Source organism: Lysobacter sp. ESA13C (assembly GCF_019970005.1).
Classification (GTDB): Bacteria; Pseudomonadota; Gammaproteobacteria; order Xanthomonadales; family Xanthomonadaceae; genus Lysobacter; species Lysobacter antibioticus_B.
The window spans coordinates 122833-143041 of record NZ_JAHXYK010000009.1; the positions used below are offsets into that span (position 1 = coordinate 122833).

Here is a 20209-nt window from a genome sequence, read left to right on the forward strand (position 1 = left end):
CCGCTTTCTTGGCCGAGGCTGGTTTGGCGGGATCCTGCTTGGACGCGGCTTTGGGTTTGTTGCTCATGGGAACTCTGAGGTCCGGATGGTATGAGGCCCACGCTTTCGCGCGGGCCAAGAGAAAGGTTAGTGCTTGCGGTTGGAGGCTTGCAGGGCGGCAATGGACGCGGCGCCGTAATCGAGCGACGCGCCCACGCGGCCGCGCGCCATCGGGCGCGGACCGGGTACGGCGGCATCGTTCGAAGCGCGCGAACCCATGCCGCCGTCCTCAGGACAGGCGGTGGGCCGTGACGAGCCGAAACGTTTCATCGTCTGTCGCTTCAGCGCAGACCGGTTTCGTTGCGGGCGATGACCAGGCGCTGGATCTCGCTGGTGCCTTCGTAGATCTCGGTGATCTTGGCGTCGCGGAAATAACGCTCCAACGGCATTTCCTTGGAATAGCCCATGCCGCCGTGGATCTGCACGGCCTGGTGGGCGATCCACATCGCCGCTTCCGATGCGGTGAGCTTGGCGATGGCGGCCTCGTTGCTGAAACGGCCGCCGTGCTTGTCGGTCTCGGCCTTTTTCCAGGCCGCGCGCAAGGTCAGCAGCAGGGCCGCGTCGAGCTTGCACTTCATGTCGGCGATCTTGGCCTGGGTCATCTGGAAGGCGCCGATCGGCTGACCGAAGGCCTTGCGCTCGCGCACGTAGGTCAGGGTGGCCTCGTAGGCGGCGCGGGCGATGCCGATGGCCTGGCTGGCGATGCCGATGCGGCCGGCGTCGAGCACGCCCATGGCGATCTTGAAACCGTGGCCTTCTTCGCCGAGCACGTCGTCCGGCGCGGCGACGTAGTCCTCGAACTCGATCTCGCAGGTGGCCGAAGCGCGGATGCCGAGCTTGGGCTCGGTCTTGCCGCGGTGAAAGCCCGGCTTGGAGGTGTCGATCATGAACGCGGTGATGCCGCGCGCGCCCTTGTCCGGGTCGGTCATCGCGAACAGCACGATGTACCTGGCGACCGGGCCGGAGGTGATCCAGCTCTTCTTGCCGTTGATGACGAAGCTGCCGTCGGCCTGCTTGACCGCCTTGCAGCGCATCGCTGTGGCGTCCGAGCCCGACTGCGGCTCGGTCAGGGCGAAGGCGCCGATCTCGCGGCCCTCGGCGATCGCGCGCACGTACAGCTGCTTCTGCGCCTCGGTGCCGAACTTGAGAATGCCGTTGCAGAACAGCGAATTGTTGACCGACACGATGGTCGAATGGGCGGCGTCGCCGGCGGCGATCTCGACCATGGCCAGCACGTAGGAGATCGGGTCCATGCCCGCGCCGCCGTATTCGGCCGGCACTTCGATGCCCATCAGGCCGTTCTCGCCGAGGGTGCGGATGTTCTCGAGCGGGAACTCGCCGGTCTGGTCGTGGTGCTCGGCGCTGGGAGCAATCTTTTCCTGGGCGATACGGCGCGCCACGTCCTGGATCATCAACTGCTCTTCGGTAAAGCCAAAATCCACGTCGGCACCTCTGCTGGTTTGAGCACTGCGGCCGGGGCGCGCGGCAGCCCGTAGGCGCCGCCGTCGTCGATCCCCGACCGGCGCGATGGTTCTGCGTCCTGGTCCGCGGCCTTGTCGATGGCCGCGAATGCGAATTGTAGCCGCGCGCGCCGAATAACCCCACCCATGCGCCTGCCCCGCCCATGCGCCTGTGTTTGCGCCGCGAGGCGTCTGCGCGGCCACGGCCGGGCAGGCCCCGACTTGACCTGCAAGCCCTCCGGGAACACACTTATCGCTATATCGCGATACGTTGATGGAACACGGGAATCGAGAATGGAGAATCGGGAATCGTCCTAGTGACTGTCCCGTTGCCCACCTTCGATTCCCTATTCCCCAATCCCGATTCCCTATTCCCAAGGTTGCCCCATGGATCTCGAAGGCTGGTCGTCCCGCTTGAAGGTGTTCGCCGACGCCACCCGCGTGCGTCTGCTCGCTCTGCTCGAAGGCGAGGAGCTGACCGTGGCCGAGCTGTCGGCGATCACCCGCCTGGCCCAGCCGCGCGTGTCGACCCATTTGTCCAAGCTCAAGGAAGCCGGGCTGGTGCGCGACCGACGCGCCGGCGTGTCGGCTTATTACCGTTTCGACGAGGCTGCGCTCGACCAGGCCCAGCGCGCGCTGTGGCAGACCCTCAGCACCGGCAGCGACGACCCTTTGCTGCGCCAGGACGCCGAGCGCGTGGCCGCGGTGCTCGCGATGCGCGCCTCCGACCAGAACTGGGCCGACTCGGTCGCCGGCGACATGGAGCGCCACTACTCCCCGGGCCGCACCTGGGAAGCCCTGGCGCGCTCGGCCGTGCCGCTGCTGCAACCCGGCGACGTGCTCGACATCGCCTCCGGCGACGGCGTGCTGGCCGAACTGCTGGCGCCGCACTCCAACCGCTACGTCTGCCTGGACGCCAGCACCAAGGTCGTCGCCGCCGCCTCCGAGCGCCTGCGCAAGCTGCGCAACGTCGAGGTGCGCGAAGGCGATATGCACGCGCTGCCGTTCGAGGCCGACAGCTTCGACCTGGTCGTGCTGATGCACGCGCTGACCTATGCCGAGCACCCGGCCCAGGCCGTGGCCGAAGCCGCGCGCGTGCTGCGCCCCGGCGGCCGCCTGCTGCTGACCAGCCTGGCCAGCCACGAACACCGCGGCGCGGTCGAAGCCTTCGGCCACGTCAACCTGGGTTTCGCCGAGAAGGATCTGCAGAAGTTCGCCGCCAAGGCCGGCTTCGACATCGTCAGCTGCGAAACCGTGACCCGCGAACGGCGCCCGCCGCATTTCGAAGTCATCGCCCTGATGGCGCGTAAACCCGCTGCCGAGCCGGCCCGCAAGCCGGCGAAGAAATAACGAGGCCCTACCGATGGAAACCCTGCCCTGGCTCAACCCCGAACGTGCGCGCACGCTGCTGCGCGGCCTGGACGAACGCATCCTGATCATGGACGGCGCGATGGGCACGATGATCCAGCAGCACGAGTTGCAGGAAGCCGACTATCGCGGCGAGCGCTTCGCCGAAGGCTACGACCGGCTGTACGCGGGCGGCCACGACGGCGAGACCGAACACGTCCACGGCGAGAGCTGCGGCTGCTCGCGCGACCAGCGCGGCAACAACGACCTGCTGACCCTGACCCGGCCCGACATCATCGGCGGCATCCACGCCGAATACCTCGCCGCCGGCGCCGACCTGATCGAGACCAACACCTTCAACTCGACCACGATCTCGCTGGCCGACTACGGCCTGGAGCACCTGGCGCGCGAGCTCAACGAGGAAGGCGCGCGCCTGGCCCGCCAGGCCTGCGACGAGGCCGAAGCGCGCGACCCTTCCAAGCCGCGCTACGTCATCGGCGTGCTCGGCCCGACCAGCCGTACCGCCTCGCTGAGCCCGGACGTGAACCAGCCCGGCTACCGCGCGATCACCTTCGACGAATTGCGCATCGCCTACCGCGAAGCCACCGACGGCCTGATCGACGGCGGCGCCGACGTGATCATGGTCGAGACCATCTTCGACACGCTCAACGCCAAGGCCGCGCTGTTCGCGGTCGAGGAAGCCTTCGACGCGCGCGGCGCGCGCCTGCCGATCATGATCTCCGGCACCATCACCGACGCCTCCGGCCGCACCCTCTCGGGCCAGACCGCCGAGGCCTTCTGGTACTCGGTGCGCCACGTCCAGCCGACCGCGATCGGGCTGAACTGCGCGCTCGGCGCCAAGGACCTGCGCGTGCACATCGACGTGCTGGCGCAGATCGCCGACTCCCACGTCAGCACCCACCCGAACGCCGGCCTGCCGAATGCCTTCGGCGGTTACGACGAAACCCCCGAGGACATGGCCGCGGTGCTCGGCGAGTTCGCCCGCGCCGGCCTGCTCAACCTGGTCGGCGGCTGCTGCGGCACGACCCCTGCGCACATCGCCGCGATCGCCGCGGTGGTCGAGGGCGTCGAGCCGCGGCGTCCGCTGCAGTTGGAAAACGCGGCTTGAAGCGAGAAGTGAGTGCATAGAAGTGAGGAGTGAGTAAAGCCACCCCACTCGTTCCTCGTTGCTCACTCCTTACTCGTTCCTAGTTCCTCACTCCTCTCACCAGCCCCCTTCCCAGGCACCAGCCACCGTATGACTGCCGCCCTCCCCCGCCAGACCCGCCTCAGCGGCCTCGAACCGCTGCAGATCACGCCCGAAAGCAATTTCGTCAACGTCGGCGAACGCACCAACGTCACCGGCAGCGCGCAGTTCCGCAAGCTGATCACCGAAGCCCGCTACGACGAGGCCGTGGTGGTCGCGCGCCATCAGGTCGAGAACGGCGCGCAGGTGCTCGACGTCAACATGGACGAAGGCTTGCTCGATTCCGAGCAGGCCATGGTCACCTACCTCAACCTGATCGCGGCCGAGCCGGACATCGCCCGCATCCCGGTGATGGTCGACAGCTCCAAGTGGACGGTCATCGAGGCCGGGCTGAAATGCCTGCAGGGCAAGGGCATCGTCAACTCCATCTCGATGAAGGAAGGCGAAGCCGAGTTCCTGCGCCAAGCCCGCCTGGTCCGCCGCTACGGCGCCGCGGTGGTGGTGATGGCCTTCGACGAGGTCGGCCAGGCCGACACCATCGATCGCAAGGTCGAGATCTGCTCGCGCGCCTACAAGCTGCTGACCGAGCGCATCGGCTTCCCGCCCGAGGACATCATCTTCGACCCGAACGTGTTCGCGGTCGCGACCGGCATCGAGGAACACAACAACTACGCCGTCGATTTCATCGAGGCCACGCGCGAGCTCAAGCGCCGTTTCCCCTATAGCCACATCTCCGGCGGCGTCTCCAACGTCTCGTTCTCGTTCCGCGGCAACGAGGCGGTGCGCCAGGCCATCCACACCGTGTTCCTGTACCACGCCATCAAGGCCGGCATGGACATGGGCATCGTCAATGCCGGCGGCCTGCCGCTCTACGACGACCTCGACAACGAGTTGCGCGAAGCGGTCGAGGACGTGGTGCTGAACCGTCGCGACGACAGCACCGAACGCCTGCTGACCCTGGCCGAGCGCTACAAGGGCAAGAAAGGCGAGAAGAAGGTCGAGGACCTGGCCTGGCGCGACAAGCCGGTGCGCGACCGCCTCAGCCACTCGCTGGTGCACGGCATCGACCAGTGGATCGAAGAGGACGCCGAAGCCGCGCGCGCCGAGTCCACGCGTCCGCTCGACGTGATCGAAGGCCCGCTGATGGCCGGCATGAACGTGGTCGGCGACCTGTTCGGCGCCGGCAAGATGTTCCTGCCGCAAGTGGTGAAGTCGGCGCGGGTGATGAAGAAGGCCGTGGCCTATCTGCTGCCCTACATCGAAGCCGAGAAGTTGCGCACCGGCGACGCCGGCAAATCCAACGGCAAGATCGTCATGGCCACGGTCAAGGGCGACGTCCACGACATCGGCAAGAACATCGTCGGCGTGGTCCTGGCCTGCAACAACTTCGACGTGGTCGACCTCGGCGTGATGGTGCCGGCGCAGACCATCCTCGATCGCGCCAAGGCCGAGAACGCCGACCTGATCGGCCTGTCCGGCCTGATCACGCCCTCGCTCGAGGAAATGAGCCACGTCGCCCGCGAAATGCAGCGCCAGGGCTTCACCATGCCGCTGTTGATCGGCGGCGCGACCACCTCGCGCGCGCACACCGCGCTCAAGATCGACCCGCATTACAAGTCGCCGACGATCTGGGTCAAGGACGCCTCGCGCGCGGTCGGCGTGGCGCAGTCGTTGATCTCGATCGAACTGCGCGAGCCCTTCGTCGCCGCCAACGCCTCCGACTACGCCGAGATCCGCGAGCGCCACCGCAACCGCGGCGACGGCAAGCGCCTGGTCTCGCTTGAGAAGGCCCGCGGCCAGCGCTTCAACGGCAACTGGAGCGAGTACGAACCGCCGGCGCCGCTGCAACCGGGCCTGCACGTGTTCGACGACTACCCGCTCGACGAGCTGATCGAGTACATCGACTGGACCCCGTTCTTCAACACCTGGGAACTGGCCGGGCGCTATCCGGCGATCCTGACCGACGAAATCGTCGGTACCCAGGCCAGCGAGCTCTACCGCGACGCGCGCGCCATGCTCAAGCAGATGGTCGCCGAGAAGTGGGTGCAGGCCAAAGCGGTGTTCGGCCTGTGGCCGGCGAACTCGGTCGGCGACGACGTCGAGGTGCAGGTTCCCGGCGAAGGCAAGAGCGAGACCGTGCGCCTGCACTTCCTGCGCCAGCAGGTCGACAAGCCGGTCGACCGGCCCGACCTGTGCCTGGCCGATTTCGTCGCGCCGAAGGACTCCGGCCGGCAGGACTGGATCGGCGGCTTCGCGGTGACTTCGGGCATCGGCATCGAGCCGCACGTCGCCCGCTTCGAGGCCGATCACGACGACTACAACGCGATCATGCTCAAGGCCCTCGCCGACCGCTTCGCCGAGGCCTTGGCCGAGCGTATGCACCAGCGCGTACGCAAGGAGTTCTGGGGTTACGCCGCCGACGAGACGCTCGACAACGAGGCCCTGATCGACGAAGGCTACCGCGGCATCCGCCCAGCCCCCGGCTATCCGGCCTGCCCAGAGCACAGCGAGAAGGGCACCCTGTTCCGCATGCTCGACGCGACCCGCCACACCACCCTGGAGCTGACCGAGAGCTTCGCCATGTATCCGACCGCGGCGGTCTCGGGCCTGTACTTCAGCCACCCCGACAGCCAGTACTTCGTGGTCGGCCGGGTCTCCAAGGAACAGGTCGAGGACTACGCCCGCCGCAAGGGCGCGACCCTGGCGCAGGCCGAACGCTGGTTGGCCTCGAATCTGGATTACGATCCCGAGTAACACGGACGGGCGGCGCACAGCCGCCCCCTCCAGGGACTGGTCAACACGAGCGTGCACGGATGAGCGAAATCCTGATACCCGGCGGTTACGGCATCGACGCGGCGGCCGACCGCGGCGGCGATGCGCTCGGCAACGCCGCCTTCATCGAGAAACATGCGGCTCCGGGCCGCATCGGCCTGTGCGGCGGGCGCGACTGGATCAACAAACTGATCCGCAAGGCGCAATCGCCCTTGACCGAAGACGGTCATCGCAGCCTGTGGTCGCACGCCTTCGTCTTCAGCGAACGCCGCATCGACGGGCAATGGTGGGTGATCGAGTCCGACCTCGACCTGCGCTACAAGCAGATCCGCCTGGGCGTGCAGGAGAACCGCGTCGACCGTTACTACGACGCCGACGCGTTTCCGAACATCGCCATCCTCGATTTCGACTTGAGCCCGGAACAGGTGCACAAGATCCAGGTCGCCGGCCTCGACCTGCTGTCGGGCCTGTCGAGCTATTCGATCAGCGAACTGGTCGGCACCCTGATGGCGATGCACAGCCGTCGCCTGCGCCGGCGCAGCAATCTGCTGGCCAAGGAAGGCGCGCTGTACTGCTCGGCGCTGGTCCAACATTGCTACCACGCCGCCGGCATCGAATTCCTGCCCGGCGTGCCCGGCAAGAACATCGCCCCGCACGATATCGACGAATCGCCGCTGCCGCACCGCACCCATCGGATCATCCGCGACCTGGGCGTATCGACGATCCGCGAGCTGGGCCACAAGTCGAAACACTGGCTGAGCAGCGCACTCGATTCGGACTGAGGCGTCCGCGAGCAGGCGTGCCGCATGGCAACGCCGGTACCCATGGCGCAGGCGCTTCGCCGAACATCGCGGAATGCGGTCGTGCCGCCGGATTTCTTTGGCTGGGCGGCCGATCCGATACGGGGTCGCAAACGCGACCGGCACCGCTATCGCACCTCAATACGCAATGGTATGGTGACGCCATCCTGGCCCGGCCGCGCCGTCTCGGCGCGACCGGCGCACCGACCCGCCCACGGATCGCCATGCACGACCTGCTGCTGTTCTCCCACGCCAACGGGTTCCCGGCCCCGGTCTACCGGGTGATGCTCACTGCCCTGGCCGAGCGTTTCCACGTGGTCCGGCCCGAGCGCATCGGCCACGACCCGCGTTATCCGGTGACCCCCGACTGGCCGCATCTGGTCGATGAACTCATTGCGCGCGCAGAGACCGCGGCCGGCAATGCGCGCCGGATCTGGCTGGTCGGGCACTCGCTCGGCGGCTATCTGAGCCTGCTCGCGGCGCATCGGCTGGCCGACTCGGCGTTGGCCGGGCGCGTCGCCGGCGTGGTCATGCTGGATTCGCCCTTGATCGCCGGCTGGCGCGCGCGCCTGGTCTCGATCGGCCGCCGCACCGGCCTGGACAATCTGCTGATGCCGATGCGCGCCACCTTGCAGCGCCGCCGGCTCTGGCCCGACCGCACCGCGGTACGCGAGCACTTCCTGGCCAAGCCCGCGTTCGCCTGCTGGGACGAGCGCGTGCTCGACGATTACGTCGAACACGGCACCCGCGCGGCTGCCGACGGCAGCCGCGAACTCGCGTTCGAGCGCGAGATCGAGTACCGGATCTATCACACCCTGCCGACCACCGCGCTCAGCGGCCTGGCGCCGTCGGTGCGCGTGCCGGTCGGCTTTCTTGCCGGCACGCGTTCGCGCGAATTGCGCAACGCCGGTTCCGCACCGACCCAGAGGCTGGTCGGCGAACGCTGGCGCTGGATCGAGGGCGGCCACCTGTTCCCGATGGAACGGCCGCTGGACACCGCGCAGGCGATCGCGGCGATGATCGAGGGGATGAAGCCGACCGTTGCCGACGAGGAGCCGGCGACTTGGGCTGCTGCCGTCAACGGCTGAGTTTGCGCTGCGGCCTGCTGTCGCCTTCCGGGCAATAGCGGCGCGGCCGCGACCGCTGGACGCGCAGAGGCAACAACGCCGATGCGCTCTATCGAAACCGCCCCCTGTCGCGAGGGTAGGAGCGGCGCGAGCCGCGACCGCGCTCCATCGGTCTCGCGACGCATCTTCAAGCAAGATCAAACGATAAGAGCTTCCGCCACTAAGGCGGCGGGTCACTTTCTTTTGCCAAGCCCAAAAGTCCGTCTGGATTCCCTTCGGTCAAAGGTAACCAAAGAAAAGGGCTCTCCTTGCAAAGGCACAGGCCACGAGTTCGAAGCTGGCGCCGGGATTTTTCGATAAGACATCCCTGTCTTATCGAGAAACGGCGCACGTCCTGTGCGCCGCCCTCCGGGTCTCCAGGTGTTCTCGTGAGCTCGGTACTGCGCCAAGCTCTCCACAGCAACAGCAACGGGAACGGTTGCTGTGCTCTCAGGGTAGGAGCGGCGCAAGCCGCGACCGCGCAGCTACGAATACCCGCGCCGGCCGCCGTAGATTCGCGGTCGCGGCTTGTGACCGAAGGAAATCCAGTAGGACGCCGCCCCTACCCCTCAAGCCGCTACGCGCCGTGGCCGTGGCCAGAAAGCTTTTGCTGTTGCCGTGCGCCGATTCGTACTAGCGAAGGCAATCGAAGACCCGGAGCGCGGCGCGCAGGGATGCGCGCCGTTTTTCATCGGGACAAGGATGTCCCGTATGAAAAATCCCTGCGTTGGCATCGCTCGTGCGGGCCTGTGATTCAAAGAAAAGCAACTTCTTTGGTTACCTTTCTTTTGTTGCTTTAGACAAAAGAAAGTAACCCGCCGCTTTAGTGGCGGAAGCTTTTGGCGTTTGATCTAGATATTGATCTTGCTTGAGCGATGCGACGCGAGACCGAAACAACGCGGTCGCGGCTCGCGCCGCTCCTACCCCGGCGACGAATCACCGATTCGATCGACGACGAAGGCATTGCGGACTCTGCGCGTTCCGCGGTCGCGACTCACGTCGCTCCTACAGCAATCCACCGAAAGCCGCGCCTGCAGGAAAGCGACGAAGCAAGACCGAGAGCATCGGCGGCGCGAAAAGCGCCGCCCACGATCACCAGACCAGGTCGTCCGGCACCTGATACAACGGATCGGCGTAAGGATCGTCCTCGGCCGGCGCATTCGGATCGACCTTCAGCGCGACCGCCGGCGCGAAGATCGCCTCGGCCTGCTCCAGCATCGCCGCGGTCACCAGCACATAGCGACCCTCGAGCTGGACCACACCGAGTTCGCCGGCGTTGAGCTGCTTGAGCTGCGCTTCGGTGACGTAGACGCGCTTGATCTTGCCGCCGTACGGGAAGTGACGGGCGATCTCGGCATCGGGCGCATTGAGCGCCTGGTCCTTGAGCGCTTCGGCGAGCTTGGCGCGGGCTTCGCGGCGCAGGCGCGCCTCTTCCTGCTTGGCCTGCTCGGCAGCGATGCGTTCGTCTTTCTCGCGCTGCGCGCGGATCGCATAGGCCTTGGCCAGATCGATGTCTTCGCGCGTACGCGGCTTGCCCTGCCCCGGTCGGCCCGAGCCCTGATTGGCGCCAGGACGGCCCTGGCCGGGCTTGCCGGCGCCGGGACGCTGGCCCTGCGGCCGGTTGGCGCTGGGGCGCTCGGAGCCGGGTTTGTCGGCACCGGGCTTACCGGCGCCGGGCCGCTCGCCGTGCGGTCGTGCACCGCGCTCGCCGGGTTTGCGCGCATCGTGACGCGCGGCGCCGGAACGCTCGCCGGGCTTGCCGCCGCGCTTGGGGTCGCCGCTGCGTTCGGAGCGTTCCGGACGTTCGGGTTTGGGAGCCGGCTTGAAGCCCAGGCCCAGCAGTTGATCGCGAAGAGTGTCGCTCATGATCCGGTATCAGTAATGCGGCGGGGGTGGTTCGCCGGCGGCGTCGCCGCCGGTGAGCGGCGTGGCCGCCATGGCACTGCGCAATTGCTTGATTTCATCGAGCGCGCGGTACATGAGCAGCGAATTGCGCGCTTCCTCGCTGCGTGCCGCGGCGAGTGCGTCGCTGAGTTCATTGAGCGCATGCTCCTGGAACGCTACGCGCGTTTCCAGATCGATCAGGCGTTGCTCGAGTTCGGAAGTCACAGGCGGTAATCCATGCGTGCCGACGGCTCAATCGCCGTCGATCAGGATCGAGCGCCCGCGCCCGATGCCGTAATAGGCCAGGTCGGCCGCCTCGACCTCGTCGGGATGGTACAGGTTGCGCCCGTCGAAGATCACACCGTCGGCCAAGGCCTGGCGCACGCGCACGAAATCCGGACTGCGGAACTGCTTCCACTCGGTCACCACGACCAGGGCGTCGGCATCGGCCAACGCGGCGCGCGCCGAATCGCACAGCGCCAGGTCCTCGCGCTCGCCGAAGATGCGCTCGGCTTCTTCGTTGGCTTCCGGATCGTAGGCGCGCACGCGCGCGCCGGCGTCCCACAACTGGTTCAGCAGCGTGCGGCTCGAGGCCTCGCGCATGTCGTCGGTGTTCGGCTTGAACGCCAGACCCCAGACCGCGAAGGTCTTGCCGGCGATGTTGCCGCCGTAGTGGCGCTGGATCAGCTCGAACAAATGGCCCTTCTGGCTGTCGTTGACCGCTTCCACCGCGTCGAGCAGGCGCGCCTGGTAGCCGTGCTGCTGGGCGGTGCGGGCCAGCGCCTGCACGTCCTTCGGAAAGCACGACCCGCCGTAGCCGGCACCGGGGTAGATGAAGTGCCAGCCGATGCGCGGGTCAGAACCGATGCCCTGGCGGACCATCTCGATGTCGGCGCCGACTTTCTCGGCGATGTTGGCGATTTCGTTCATGAAACTGATCTTGGTCGCCAGCATCGCATTGGCGGCGTACTTGGTCAGTTCGGCCGAGCGCAGGTCCATGTAGACGATGCGTTCGTGATTGCGATTGAACGGCGCGTACAGGCGCTTGAGTTTTTCCAGCGCGACCGGGCTGGAGGCGCCGATCACGATGCGGTCGGGACGCATGCAGTCGTTGACCGCATCGCCTTCCTTGAGGAATTCGGGGTTGGAGGCCACGTCGAAGGCGACGTCGACGCCGCGCGCCTGCAGTTCGCGGGCGATCGTCGCCTGAACCTTGTCGGCGGTGCCGACCGGCACGGTCGACTTGTTGACCACGACCACCTGGCGCTCGATATGGCGGCCGATCGTCGTCGCCACGGCGAGCACGTACTTGAGGTCGGCGCTGCCGTCCTCGTCGGGCGGCGTGCCGACGGCGATGAAGATCAGGTCGCCATGGGCGATCGCGCCGGCGGCGTCGGTGGTGAAGTGGAGACGGCCGGCGGCGTGGTTGGCCTTGACCATCGGCTCCAGGCCGGGCTCGTAGATCGGGATCACCCCGCGCTCGAGGCCTTCGATCTTGGCCTGGTCGATATCGACGCAGACCACGTCGTGACCGACATCGGCCAGGCAGGTTCCGGTGACCAGACCCACGTAGCCGGTGCCGAAGATGGTGACGCGCATGGGGTGTTCTCTATCGAAGGTATTGCCCGGCCCTGCGGCCGGACTCCGTGCCCGCACGCGCGGGCACGGAGCGGCGCAAGACTCAGTGCTGCGGGTGCGTGCCGCCCATCGCGGCCGATTCCGGGCCGCCGGCAGGACCGCCCGCGCCAGGCTTGACGATGTCGAGCAGTTCGACATCGAACACCAGGGTCGCGTTCGGGCCGATCGGGCCGCCCGGGGTGCCCTGCTCGCCGTAGCCGAGCTTGCTCGGGATCCACAGCTTGAACTTGCTGCCGACCGGCATCAGCGCGATGCCTTCCTGCCAGCCCGGGACCACCGCGCCGAGCGGGAACACCGCCGGTTCCTTGCGATCGTAGGAGCTGTCGAAGGTCTTGCCGTCGAGCATCGTGCCCTTGTAGTGCACGCGCACGGTGTCGCTGCTCTTGGGCTTGGCGCCCTTGCCTTCGGTCACCATCTGGTACTGCAGGCCCGACGCGGTGGTCACCACGCCCGGCTTCTTGCCGTTGGCGGCGAGGAACTTGTCGCCGTCTTCCTGGTTCTTCTTGGCCATCGCGACCATTTTCTCGATCTGCTTGGTGCGGACCTTTTCCTGCAGGCGCTCGCGGACCTGGCGCGCTTCCTCGTCGCTCAGCAGCGGCTTGTCGCCCTTCATGTTGGCCTGCATGGCCTTCTGCAGCACGGCCAGGTCGAGATCGTCCTTGAGCAGCTCGAGCGAGCGGCCCATGTCCATGCCGATCAGATAGCTTTCCTGTTCCTTCTCGGTCTTCATGCCGCCGAGCGCCTTGACGTCGCTCTTGGCATCGGCCTTGTCGCCGGGCTTGGCGTCGGCGGCCTTGCCGTCGGCCGGCTTGCCGGCCTGGTTGCAGCCGGACGCGAACAGCGCCATCGAGGCCACGGCGAACGCGAGGGCGGTGTTACGCATGAAAGGCTTCATCAAATGCACTCCTGAGGAGGAAATAACCGAAAACGAGGGTGGGAACCTGGCCGCCGGCTGGACAAACTGCCAGCCGGCGGCTGAACGCAACGAGTCTGGGCGACGAACGATCAGAGAATGTCGAGCAACTCGACTTCAAACTCGAGGGTCGCATTCGGGCCGATCTTCGGCGGCGCGCCCGACGGGCCATAGGCCAGTTCGGCCGGGATCCAGAACTTGAACTTGCTGCCGACCGGCATCATCGCCAGGCCTTCCTGCCAGCCCTGGATCACGCCGTTGACCGGGAACTCGGCCGGCTGGCCGCGATCGTAGGAGCTGTCGAAGGTGCTGCCGTCGAGCAAGGTGCCCTTGTAGTTCACGCTGACCTTGTCGGTCGGCTTGGGACGCTCGCCGGAACCCTGGCGCAGCACCATGTACTGCAGGCCCGAGCCGGTCACGAACACGCCCTTGACCTTCTTGTTGGTCTCGAGGAAGTCCTTGCCCTTCTTCAGGTTGGCGTCGCCGGCCGCGGCCGCTTCGGCCTTCATCTTGGCCTGCAGGCGTTCGCTGAAACCGGTCAGCACGGTGCGGGCCTCGGCTTCGGCGAGCAGCGGCTTGCCGCCGCTCAGCGAGGTGCGCAGCGCCTGCACCAGCAGCGGCAGTTCGATTTCGGATTTGATCTGCTGCAGCGACGGGCCGACCATGAAGGTGCCGATCAACAGACCGACCTTGTCCTTGGCCACCGACGGCGGCGGTGCGCCCGGGGCGGCGCCCGGAACCGGCTTGCCGTCGCGCGAGGCGATGCGCGCGCGCAGGGCCTGGTCGACGGTGCGGGCTTCTTCCTGGGTGATCAGCGGCTTACCGCCGTCGAAGACGTTCTTGACCGCACGCTCGAAGGCGGCGGTGTCGAGATCGGGACCGACCGGCTTGAGCGAACTGGCCACATCCAGGCCAATGGCATAGCTGATCTTTTCACGGTCGTTGGCGAGCACGGTCTTGTCCTGGGCAGAGGCGACGCCGCTGAACAGCGCCGCAGTGGTGATCAACACGGCCGCGCCGCGCACGAAAGCCTTCATCGGGTCCCGCTCCTTTTTGCGAATCGATACGCCGCAGTCCGGCGCAAGCCCGTCATTGTCGCGGGCCGGCGCTACGGCGGCAATGTTCCAGTGTGACGGCGGACAAGCCCGGAAGTTCCATCCCGCCTCGGCTCGCGAGCGCAGGAAACCGGATCGCCTGCGCAGATCCGCGCGCGCAGCGCCCGAGCGCTGCCGATGCCTGGCCTGGAGGATCAGCGTGCGGCTGCCGGCTGCGGCGCGGTGACGGTGGGCGCTTTCGCGGCCTTGGGCCCCGGCGCGGTGGCGGTAGCCGGCGCTTTCGCGGCCTTAGGCCGCGGCGCCGTCAGGGCACGCTCGATCGCGGCGACCACGGCCGGATCGTCCGGCGTGGTCTTGCTGCCGTAGCTGGCGATCAGGCGGCCGTCGCGGCCGAGCAGATACTTGTGGAAGTTCCACTTCGGCGCTTCGCCGGCGGCCTTGGCCAAGTCCTTGTAGAGCGGCGTCGCCTGTTCGCCGATCACGTGCACCTTCTCGAACATCGGGAACTTGACCCCGTAGGTCAGTGTGCAGAACTCCTGGATCTGCTTTTCGTCCTCGAACTCCTGGGCCTTGAAGTCGCCCGAGGGGAAACCGAGCACGGCGAAGCCCTTGCCTTTGTACTTGGCCTGCAGGCCTTCCAGGGCCTCGAATTGCGGGGTGTAGCCGCACTTGCTGGCGGTGTTGACCACCAGCACCACGTCGCCGCCGTAGCGGGCGCCGAGGTTGACCGCGGTCTTGCCGGCCAGCGGGCGGAAGCTGCGATCGAGCATGGACCCACCGGCGGCGACGGCCGCGCCGGCGGCCAGCACCAGGGACAGCAGGGCGACGGGGCCGGCGCAACGCGCCAGGCCTGAACGGGGGAGCGAAGAAGTCATCGGGCAGCCTCGGGAGGATCGATGGAGGGAAAGCCGGCAGGGCCGGAGCGCTGGGCCAAGTATGACTTTAGTTGGGTCGGTATCGATTGACGCGACGTGTTTAGGTGTTATAGTTGCATACAACACCGGCCCACTAACGAGCAGGACGTTCGATATGAACCGCAAGCTCCACAATTCCATTTCAGCCCTGATGGCCGCCGGCGGCGCCCTGGTTCTGGGCCTGGTAGTCGCCTTCCCCTCGCCCGCGCCGGTCGCGTCCTCCGCCCCGGAACTGGCCATGCTGGCCGGCGACGCGGTGGCGACCCGCCCGATCCAGGTCGAGCTGGGCCAGATCAAGGCGCAGATCAGCTTCGACCGCGACTTCGTGGCGCGCGCCCGCAGCCGCCAAACCGACGTCGCCACCATCGCGCGCCGCATCGAAGCCAGCGCCGACCGGCTCGGCCAGGATGCCAGCGCCGCCGAAGTCAGCCTGTTCGTCGCCGGCATCGCCAGCGAAGTCGCCGACCTCACCGCGATCGCCAACGCGGTCGAGCCCCTCGTTGCCGCGGAGCCGGCAAGCACCGAAACCAAACGCAAGGCCGGGACCGCCGCGCGCCGTAACCGACGGAACCTCGTTATGCCTTACTTCTCCTTCCTGCCGCGGGGCTGAACCATGACCGCAATCCAATGGAGCGACGGCGCTCCAATCTATCGCCAGCTCAAGGAGCGCGTCGTCGCGATGATGCTCGACGGCGTCCTCAAGCCAGGCGATGCCCTGCCGTCCGTGCGGCAGGTCGCCGCCGAATACCAACTCAACCCCATCACCGTTTCGCGCGCCTATCAGGAGTTGGCGGACGAGGCGCTGGTCGAAAAACGCCGAGGCCTGGGCATGTACGTGACCGAAGAAGCCGCAAGGAAACTGCTCGTCAACGAGCGCGAACGCTTCCTGCGCGAAGAATGGCCGCTGGTCCTGGAGCGCATCCAGCGCCTGGGCCTCAGCAACGAAGAACTGCTCGGTGCGCGCACCGGCAACGACAAGGCAGACGCACCATGACCAATGCCATCCACATCGACCCCGGTCATATCGTCACCGCGCGCGGCCTGCGCAAGGTCTACAAGAACAAACTCGCGCTCGACAACGCCGCCTTCGACATCCCGGCCGGCCGCATCGTCGGCCTGATCGGCCCCAACGGCGCCGGCAAGACCACCGCGCTCAAGGCCATCCTGGGCCTGATCGCCTTCGACGGCGAGCTGTCGGTGCTCGGCCGCGACCCGCGCCACGAACGCGACGCGCTGATGCGCGACGTGTGCTTCATCGCCGACGTCGCGGTGCTGCCGCGCTGGCTGCGGGTGCGCGAAGCGATCGAGTTCGTCGCCGGCGTGCATCCGCGCTTCGACCGGGCCAAGTGCGAGCGTTTCCTGCACGGCACCCAGCTCAAGCCCAACCTGCGCGTGCGCGAAATGTCCAAGGGCATGATCGTGCAACTGCACCTGGCGCTGGTGATGGCCATCGACGCGCGCCTGCTGGTGCTCGACGAACCGACCCTCGGCCTGGACATCCTCTACCGCAAGCAGTTCTACCAGCGCCTGCTCGAGGATTATTTCGACGAGAACAAGACCATCCTGGTGACCACCCACCAGGTCGAGGAAATCGAACACATCCTCACCGACGTGATGTTCATCCGCGACGGCAAGGTCGTGCTCGACAGCCCGATGGAAGTGCTCGGCGAGCGCTTCATCGAAGTGCTGGTCAATACCGACTCCGCCGCCCAGGCGCGCGCACTGAAACCGCTGGACGAACGCTCGCTTCCGTTCGGCAAGACCGTGATGTTGTTCGACGGCGTTCCGGCCGAGCAGTTGGCCGGCTTCGGCGAAGTACGTACGCCCGGCCTGGCCGATCTGTTCGTCGCCACCATGAAGGGGACCTACGCATGAACGTCGCCGACGATATCCTCGCCGCCCCCGCCGCACCGCGCGCGGTCGCCGCGATCCCGCCGCTGCAGACCTTCAAGATGCTGTTGCGGCGCGAGTTCTGGGAGCACCGCGGCGGCTTCTTCTGGGCCCCGGTGATCACCGGCCTGGTCGCCATCGTGTTCTCGCTGTTCGGCGTGGTCGCCAGCTCGATCATGCTGCAGAGCGCGATCCGTCGCGGCGACGTGCACATGGACGGGGTCAACATCAACGTTTCCGGCCACGAGTCGGCGTTCGGACTCGCCGGCGACATCGCCCTGCTCAGCGGCATGGGCCTGGCCTGCGTGGTGTTCGTGTTCGTGGTGTTCTTCTACGCCCTGGGCTCGATCTACGACGAACGCAAGGACCGCAGCATCCTGTTCTGGAAGTCGTTGCCGGTCTCCGACACCCAGGCGGTGCTGTCCAAGCTGTTGTGGGCGCTGGTGCTGGCCCCGGTGCTGGCGATCGGCATCGGCCTGGCGATCGGCGCGGTGATGTGGCTGCTGTCGTGGGTCGCGGTGCTGCTCAACGGCGTGCCCGGCGCGAGCGGGGTCTTCACCGAAGCGCATCCGCTGCGCCTGGTCCTGCAGATCCTGTGCTCGATTCCGGTGTACGCGCTGTGGGCCCTGCCGACGGTCGGCTGGCTGATGCTGTGCTCGGCGTGGGCGCGCAGCGTGCCCTTCGTCTGGGCGGTGGTGATCCCGCTGCTGGCCTGCATGTTCATCAGCTGGCTCGACATCCTGCCGGGGATCGAGATCCCGCACGACGCGATCTGGTACACGGTGGCGTTCCGCGGTCTGCTCAGCATCGTCCCCGGCAGTTGGTACCTGAGCCCGCAGATCAACGGCGTCGATACCAACAGCGTGATCAACGGCCCCGAGGACATCGCCCGTTCGATCGACTTCACCAGCAGCCTGCAGGCCTTCGCCACGGTCGACTTGTGGATCGGCGCGGTGCTCGGCGCGCTGATGGTCTATACCGCGATCCGCCTGCGCCGCTGGCGCGACGAGGGCTGACCGCCGGCCCTCCGGCCCCGTCCGCGGACGGGGCCGGAGCTCCACCGCTACGCCGGCTCGACCCAGTCCCGCCCACCAAGTACCGCTCAGCGAAAGCCGGCTCCGCGAAAATAATTGCAACCCCGCTCGCCCGCGCCGCATCCATCGAACCGACCCTTCAACTCCGGAGCGCCCGATGCGCCATACGATCCCCCTGCTCGCCCTCGCCCTTTCGTTGCCGTTCGCCGCCCAGGCCGCCGAACGCTGCGAATTTTCCGCACCGCGCAATCTGCAGCTCGACCTGACCGGGGTGAAGGCGGTGGTCTTCGACATCGGCCCGGACGAGCTCAGCGTCACCGGCTCGCCCGGCGCCAAGGCCGCGGTCAGCGGTCGCGCCTGCGCCACCAATGCGGCCGACCTGCCCGGCATGACCGTCACCCAGAAGCGGGTCGGCGACAAGCTGGTGGTCCTCGCCCAGCACCGCTCCAACATCAACTTCGGCCTCAACCGCTACAGCTACATGAAGCTGCAGGCGACCGTACCGGACACGATGATGGTCCAGCTCAAGGTCGGCTCCGGCGACGTCGACGTCGACCGCGTCGCCTCGCTCAGTGCCGACGTCGGCTCGGGCGACATCAAGGTCAGCAACGTGCGCGGCCTGGCCACCGCCGACGTCGGTTCCGGCGACGTCGATTTCCAGGACATCGGTTCGCTGCAGCTGATCTCGCTCGGTTCCGGCGACCTCACCGCCAAGCGCATCGCCCGCGACGTCAAGCTCGGCTCGATCGGCTCGGGCGACGTCGAACTCAGCAACGTCGGCGGTTCGGTCGAACTGAGCCGCATCGGCTCGGGCGACCTGGAAGTCAACGGCGTGCGCGGCGATTTGCGCGTGCACTCGATCGGCAGCGGCTCGGTGGTCCACAACGGCGTCGCCGGCCGCGTCCACTTGCCGCAAGACGATTGATCGGGACGTTCGATCCGGCCCCTCGTCCAGGCCGTCCTTAAACCGCCCAGGAAAGCCCGCCATGAAAGCCGTACGTTCGCTCTCGCTTCCCTTCGCCATCTTGATCGCCGTGTCGGCGAGCGCTTGCTCGCAGGCGCCCGATGCCAGCGTGAACGTTTCGGTGATCGCACCGATGAGCTTGGCCAACGATCGGGTGATCCTGCGCGGCAAGGACGGCGCCTATGCGGAAATCGGCGCCGACGGCACGCTGAGCCTCGACGGCAACGCGGTCGCTCTCAGCCCCGAGCAGCGGGCGATCAGCCAGCGCTATTTCGCTCACGCCATGAACATCAGCAAGGAAGGCGTCGCCATCGGCAAGGACGGCGCCGCCTTCGCCGGCAAGACCGTGAGCACGATCTTGAGCGGCCTGGCCAGCGGCAATCCGGATTCGATCGGCACGAAAGTCGAGGCCGACGCGGCGGTGTTCGAACAGCGCGCGCAGAACATGTGCGACCGGCTCGCCGACTTGCGTACTGCGCAGGAAGAGCTCACCGCAAGCCTGCCCGCGTTCGAGCCTTTCGCCGCGATCGAGGCCAGCTCGGTCGGCGACTGCCGCAGCTGAGCGCAAGCGCGGAACCGACCGCGGTCGCGACAGTTCGTCGCGACCGTGCGTTGTGAGGAGCAAACCTTCGACAACGGCATCCGCATCCTTGCGATGCGGACTTAGGCGACGCCGCCACCTTTGGGGAGGAGCGGCGTCCTACTGGATTTCCTTCGGTCACAAGCCGCGACCACGCCGTCTCCGGCAGCGACGTATCTGGCCGTAGGGCGATCAAGCAAAGCGTCCGCTCGCAAGAGACAGGCACGGCAAACGCCGTCCAGCCGTGCCGAAGCACGGCCGGATGGCGCCTAGGCAGCGTCGCTCAGTGCGCCTTGCGGACCTGGTCGACCGTGGCCTGGGCCGCGACAGCGACGGCCGGGGCGGCATGGCTGGCCAGCAGATCGGACTTCAGCTCGTCGCCGATGGGCACGCTCTGCGGGTTGCAGCCGGCGCAGGCGAACAAGGACAGGACGACGGCGTACCGAAAGAATCGAATCGAATTCATGAGCGAAGCTCCACTTCTGGTTATGGCTGACCGGATCGGATCCGGGGGTCGGGGGAAACAGCTCGTCCGGCCACCGCTTGGCGACGGTCGGCCGGACGTTGGGACATGAACCGCTCGATATACACCTGGCGTTGCAGACC

At 67.0% G+C, this 20209-nt stretch carries 18 protein-coding genes and 2 pseudogenes; 11 read left to right on the forward strand and 9 right to left on the reverse strand.

Translation table 11 applies throughout. The features are described from left to right. Positions 1-126: 126 nt before the first annotated feature. Together LC490_RS17960 and LC490_RS17965 are read right to left on the reverse strand one after the other, a co-directional pair. Positions 127-309 (reverse strand): hypothetical protein, encoded by a 183-nt coding sequence (locus LC490_RS17960; RefSeq protein WP_152566253.1) that lies wholly within the window; start codon positions 307-309, stop codon positions 127-129. Between the two features lie 11 nt (positions 310-320). Continuing rightward, positions 321-1481, reverse strand: a complete 1161-nt coding sequence (locus tag LC490_RS17965; RefSeq protein ID WP_223621077.1) for an acyl-CoA dehydrogenase family protein — start codon at positions 1479-1481, stop codon at positions 321-323. Positions 1482-1886: 405 nt separating this feature from the next. On the opposite strand from LC490_RS17965, the pseudogene LC490_RS17970 reads away from it, so the two are divergent. From LC490_RS17970 to LC490_RS17990, 5 genes and pseudogenes are all read left to right on the forward strand, one after another. Beyond that, a pseudogene (locus tag LC490_RS17970) lies at positions 1887-2813 on the forward strand (metalloregulator ArsR/SmtB family transcription factor); the annotation flags it as partial. A gap of 49 nt (positions 2814-2862) precedes the next feature. Beyond that, positions 2863-3975: a homocysteine S-methyltransferase family protein gene (locus tag LC490_RS17975; RefSeq protein ID WP_223621078.1), complete on the forward strand. Its 1113-nt coding sequence runs from the start codon at positions 2863-2865 to the stop codon at positions 3973-3975. A 129-nt stretch (positions 3976-4104) separates the two neighbouring features. Further along, positions 4105-6807, forward strand: coding sequence for a methionine synthase (metH, locus tag LC490_RS17980; protein WP_223621079.1), 2703 nt, complete (start codon positions 4105-4107; stop codon positions 6805-6807). A 59-nt stretch (positions 6808-6866) separates the two neighbouring features. Next, positions 6867-7607, forward strand: a complete 741-nt coding sequence (locus LC490_RS17985; protein WP_031372360.1) for a hypothetical protein — start codon at positions 6867-6869, stop codon at positions 7605-7607. A gap of 242 nt (positions 7608-7849) precedes the next feature. Beyond that, positions 7850-8713: an alpha/beta hydrolase gene (locus LC490_RS17990; RefSeq protein WP_223621080.1), complete on the forward strand. Its 864-nt coding sequence runs from the start codon at positions 7850-7852 to the stop codon at positions 8711-8713. Positions 8714-9823: 1110 nt separating this feature from the next. Here the strand turns inward: LC490_RS17990 and LC490_RS17995 are convergent. From LC490_RS17995 to LC490_RS18020, 6 genes and pseudogenes are all read right to left on the reverse strand, one after another. Further along, positions 9824-10597, reverse strand: a complete 774-nt coding sequence (locus LC490_RS17995; protein ID WP_223621081.1) for a DUF2058 family protein — start codon at positions 10595-10597, stop codon at positions 9824-9826. Positions 10598-10606: 9 nt separating this feature from the next. After that, positions 10607-10840 (reverse strand): SlyX family protein, encoded by a 234-nt coding sequence (locus LC490_RS18000; protein ID WP_031372970.1) that lies wholly within the window; start codon positions 10838-10840, stop codon positions 10607-10609. 27 nt (positions 10841-10867) lie between these two features. Further along, the gene (locus tag LC490_RS18005; RefSeq protein ID WP_031372971.1) at positions 10868-12214 is read right to left on the reverse strand and encodes a UDP-glucose/GDP-mannose dehydrogenase family protein; all 1347 of its coding nucleotides are present in this window, start codon (positions 12212-12214) and stop codon (positions 10868-10870) included. Positions 12215-12296: 82 nt separating this feature from the next. Beyond that, the gene (locus LC490_RS18010) at positions 12297-13136 is read right to left on the reverse strand and encodes an FKBP-type peptidyl-prolyl cis-trans isomerase (protein ID WP_223621082.1); all 840 of its coding nucleotides are present in this window, start codon (positions 13134-13136) and stop codon (positions 12297-12299) included. Between the two features lie 122 nt (positions 13137-13258). Next, the gene (locus tag LC490_RS18015) at positions 13259-14203 is read right to left on the reverse strand and encodes an FKBP-type peptidyl-prolyl cis-trans isomerase (RefSeq protein WP_031372973.1); all 945 of its coding nucleotides are present in this window, start codon (positions 14201-14203) and stop codon (positions 13259-13261) included. A gap of 314 nt (positions 14204-14517) precedes the next feature. Continuing rightward, positions 14518-15096: pseudogene (locus tag LC490_RS18020) on the reverse strand (glutathione peroxidase); the annotation flags it as partial. 154 nt (positions 15097-15250) lie between these two features. Here LC490_RS18020 and LC490_RS18025 point away from each other — a divergent pair. The 6 genes from LC490_RS18025 (at position 15251) to LC490_RS18050 (ending at position 19585) form a co-directional block, all read left to right on the forward strand. Further along, a complete protein-coding gene (locus LC490_RS18025; RefSeq protein WP_223621083.1) occupies positions 15251-15745 on the forward strand; it encodes a hypothetical protein in 495 nt (164 codons plus the stop codon). A gap of 3 nt (positions 15746-15748) precedes the next feature. Further along, a complete protein-coding gene (locus LC490_RS18030; RefSeq protein ID WP_031372976.1) occupies positions 15749-16129 on the forward strand; it encodes a GntR family transcriptional regulator in 381 nt (126 codons plus the stop codon). After that, a complete protein-coding gene (locus LC490_RS18035) occupies positions 16126-17010 on the forward strand; it encodes an ABC transporter ATP-binding protein (RefSeq protein WP_031372977.1) in 885 nt (294 codons plus the stop codon). The genes LC490_RS18030 and LC490_RS18035 overlap by 4 nt, the downstream gene beginning before the upstream one ends. Continuing rightward, positions 17007-18041 (forward strand): ABC transporter permease, encoded by a 1035-nt coding sequence (locus tag LC490_RS18040; protein ID WP_223621084.1) that lies wholly within the window; start codon positions 17007-17009, stop codon positions 18039-18041. The genes LC490_RS18035 and LC490_RS18040 overlap by 4 nt, the downstream gene beginning before the upstream one ends. Positions 18042-18216: 175 nt before the next feature. Next, a complete protein-coding gene (locus tag LC490_RS18045) occupies positions 18217-18984 on the forward strand; it encodes a DUF4097 family beta strand repeat-containing protein (protein WP_223621085.1) in 768 nt (255 codons plus the stop codon). Positions 18985-19045: 61 nt separating this feature from the next. After that, positions 19046-19585, forward strand: a complete 540-nt coding sequence (locus tag LC490_RS18050) for a hypothetical protein (protein WP_223621086.1) — start codon at positions 19046-19048, stop codon at positions 19583-19585. Positions 19586-19886: 301 nt separating this feature from the next. Here LC490_RS18050 and LC490_RS18055 read toward each other — a convergent pair whose 3' ends face one another. Then, positions 19887-20069 carry a hypothetical protein gene (locus tag LC490_RS18055; RefSeq protein WP_031372981.1) on the reverse strand — a complete coding sequence of 61 codons (183 nt, stop codon included), beginning with the start codon at positions 20067-20069 and terminating at the stop codon, positions 19887-19889. Between the last annotated feature and the right edge of the window lie 140 nt (positions 20070-20209).

Excerpts from the sequence above, each read along its gene's own strand:
- LC490_RS18030 (WP_031372976.1), top strand. The coding sequence starts at position 15,749 with ATGACCGCAATCCAATGGAGCGACGGCGCTCCAATCTATCGCCAGCTC.
- LC490_RS18050 (WP_223621086.1), top strand. The coding sequence starts at position 19,046 with ATGAAAGCCGTACGTTCGCTCTCGCTTCCCTTCGCCATCTTGATCGCC.
- LC490_RS18005 (WP_031372971.1), bottom strand. The coding sequence starts at position 12,214 with ATGCGCGTCACCATCTTCGGCACCGGCTACGTGGGTCTGGTCACCGGA.
- LC490_RS17985 (WP_031372360.1), top strand. The coding sequence starts at position 6,867 with ATGAGCGAAATCCTGATACCCGGCGGTTACGGCATCGACGCGGCGGCC.
- metH (WP_223621079.1), top strand. The coding sequence starts at position 4,105 with ATGACTGCCGCCCTCCCCCGCCAGACCCGCCTCAGCGGCCTCGAACCG.
- LC490_RS17960 (WP_152566253.1), bottom strand. The coding sequence starts at position 309 with ATGAAACGTTTCGGCTCGTCACGGCCCACCGCCTGTCCTGAGGACGGC.
- LC490_RS17990 (WP_223621080.1), top strand. The coding sequence starts at position 7,850 with ATGCACGACCTGCTGCTGTTCTCCCACGCCAACGGGTTCCCGGCCCCG.
- LC490_RS18040 (WP_223621084.1), top strand. The coding sequence starts at position 17,007 with ATGAACGTCGCCGACGATATCCTCGCCGCCCCCGCCGCACCGCGCGCG.
- LC490_RS18015 (WP_031372973.1), bottom strand. The coding sequence starts at position 14,203 with ATGAAGGCTTTCGTGCGCGGCGCGGCCGTGTTGATCACCACTGCGGCG.
- LC490_RS18025 (WP_223621083.1), top strand. The coding sequence starts at position 15,251 with ATGAACCGCAAGCTCCACAATTCCATTTCAGCCCTGATGGCCGCCGGC.
- LC490_RS18035 (WP_031372977.1), top strand. The coding sequence starts at position 16,126 with ATGACCAATGCCATCCACATCGACCCCGGTCATATCGTCACCGCGCGC.
- LC490_RS17995 (WP_223621081.1), bottom strand. The coding sequence starts at position 10,597 with ATGAGCGACACTCTTCGCGATCAACTGCTGGGCCTGGGCTTCAAGCCG.
- LC490_RS17975 (WP_223621078.1), top strand. The coding sequence starts at position 2,863 with ATGGAAACCCTGCCCTGGCTCAACCCCGAACGTGCGCGCACGCTGCTG.
- LC490_RS18010 (WP_223621082.1), bottom strand. The coding sequence starts at position 13,136 with ATGCGTAACACCGCCCTCGCGTTCGCCGTGGCCTCGATGGCGCTGTTC.
- LC490_RS18055 (WP_031372981.1), bottom strand. The coding sequence starts at position 20,069 with ATGAATTCGATTCGATTCTTTCGGTACGCCGTCGTCCTGTCCTTGTTC.
- LC490_RS18045 (WP_223621085.1), top strand. The coding sequence starts at position 18,217 with ATGCGCCATACGATCCCCCTGCTCGCCCTCGCCCTTTCGTTGCCGTTC.